This window comes from Gilvimarinus sp. 2_MG-2023, assembly GCF_030547685.1.
Classification (GTDB): domain Bacteria; phylum Pseudomonadota; class Gammaproteobacteria; order Pseudomonadales; family Cellvibrionaceae; genus Gilvimarinus.
Window position 1 is genome coordinate 1,358 of the sequence record NZ_JAUOQM010000014.1, and the last position, 2,353, is coordinate 3,710.

Here is a 2,353-nt window from a genome sequence, read left to right on the forward strand (position 1 = left end):
CCATAAGTGGGCCATTGCGGCGGTGCGCTGGGTGCAACAATCGCGCAGTTCCAGCCAACTCGGTGTTCAATTACTCGCCCCCCAAGCCCACCCTGCGGCGGCGGCTCCTATTCAAAAAACCGGTGATTCAGCCGAGTACCACCGGGTCTTGGCTCTGCCGGCCCAGCGATTGGCAAACCGGCCAGCCAGCTTGCTTACCAACTCGGTCAGCTTTCATGAGCAACAAAAGGTCAAACTGTACCAAGGCGGCCGCGTGACCACTTTACAGCTGACCAGGCGCCTATTTACTACCGGCTCCATCAGTCAATTTGCCTACAAAACCTTGGCAACGGCCGAAAGCCCGGCGGAAGCAAATACCCAGAAGCAAAATACAGAAGACTTTGACTCCGTGTGGCGCAGTTAACGCTTTGGAAAGGCGTACTGTGTCGCATATATCCACACAAGGGCAATTCTCGACTCAACAAGTAGCGAATGACTGTTGTGGTCGGCTCGGTTTCGGGTAATATAGGGTCGATACAGTATTGGTACGACAAAAAAAGCAAGGAAATGGCGACCAGCGGCCTTATGCAATGCCGCAGCGGCGATCGAACAAGTTCACAACTTACTATGGCAGTGACTGTTTAACTTGTGAGAGCATCGAGCAATAACGGCGTCAACCATACCACCACAAAGAAAGAGCGCAATAACACTCTATGAATCCCAACGATACGATCCGCCTGCTCATCCTCAACGACTCACAACAAGAGGCTGAGCGCCTGATCAGTATGCTGCAAAATGCTGGCAAACCAAATCGAGCGCAACATGTTACTAATGCCGACTCGTTAGCCAAGCTGCTGGAAGAGCAAGCTTGGGATTTACTCATTGCCCATGAAAAAACTCAAAATTTGGCACCTAGTGACGCCGTTCAGCAAATCCGTCGCCTAAACAAAGATGTTCCCGTCCTTCTGCTCAGTGACGAGGAAGGCAGTCAAGTGGTGGTGGAAGGCCTAAAACTGGGCGCTGCCGACGTGATTCGCTTGGATGAAGACCAGCACTTACTACTGGTCATCAATCGCGAAATGCTCAATCGCAAACAGCGCCAGGAAAAACGCATTGCCGACCGCCAATTCCGCGAATCCGAACGGCGCGCCCAATCCTTACTCGACAGCTCGCGCGACGCAATCGCCTACGTGCAAGACGGTCTCTACTTATACGCCAACGAGTCTTTTGCCGAACTATTCGCCTACGAAGACAAAGACGATATCGACTGCATGCCCATCATGGACATGGTGGCTGAGCGGGATCAAAAAAACCTGAAAGACTTCATCAAACAGTTCACCCTCAAAGGCGCTGGGGCTGAATCTTCGCAATTGAAATTTCAGGGCATTAAGCAAGATGGCAGTATTACCCCTATTGCCCTAGAGGTTAGCCACGCCACTTACGATGATGAGCCCTGCCTGCAATTTTTAGCCAAAGCCACCAAGCTCGACGCGGTCTCAAGCGAAGAAATCGAAGCGGCTAAATCACTCGATGTGGTCACCGGCTTATACAATCGTAGCTACATGATGAGCGCGACAGATAAAATCATCGACAACATCAGCGACGATCAAAACCGCGCCCTACTCTATATTGACATTGACGATTACACCGAGAGCGTACAAGGCAAGTTTGGCGTCAGCGGCGCCGATGCGGCCATTGCCGACCTCGCCCAGCTTATCAACAAGGTCACCAAAAAAGGCGAATTGCTGGCGCGTTTTGGCGATAACAGCTTCACCTTACTGACGGGCACAACCACGACATCGGAGGCAGTAAAACGCGCAACAAAGATTAACGCCGCTATTGCCGAACATATTATCGACATCAAAAATGTAACCTTGCAGGTCACCGCCAGTATTGGTGTATCGGTAATTAATGAAAACAGCAGCAAAGCAGAAACTGCCATTGAGCAAGCGCTCGATGCGATGGAAAAGGCGCGCGCCAGTGACGAGTGCACCGCCATGCTATACGAGCCGCCCATGAGTGATGAAGAGCGGCAAGAGAAGAACATGATCGCCGATGTGCGTCATGCGCTGGATAACGACATGTTCCATTTAATGTTCCAGCCTATTATTAGCTTGCGCGGCTCCGACGAGGAGCATTACGAAGTCTTGGTCCGTCTAAAAAGCGGCAGTGGTGAACAACTGCCACCGGAGCAATTTATCGACGCCGCCATTGATGCCGGTATTGGCGGCAAGATGGATCGCTGGATTATCTTAGAGTCGATTAAAATGTTGTCCGAGCACCGCGCCCAAGGCAATCACACCAAGTTAATCGTCAACCTCAACCGTGTCTCGGTTTGTGACGAGTCCCTGGTGCCTTGGTTAGGCGTCGCCTT

Annotated in this window: 1 protein-coding gene and 1 pseudogene; both read left to right on the forward strand. The window is 51.7% G+C overall.

The genetic code is table 11. The features are described 5' to 3' along the window. A pseudogene (locus Q4526_RS02750) lies at positions 1–403 on the forward strand (hypothetical protein); the annotation flags it as partial. Between the two features lie 289 nt (positions 404–692). Continuing rightward, a partial coding sequence (locus tag Q4526_RS02755; protein WP_215975264.1) for a diguanylate cyclase occupies positions 693–2,353 on the forward strand: 1,661 nt, incomplete at its 3' end.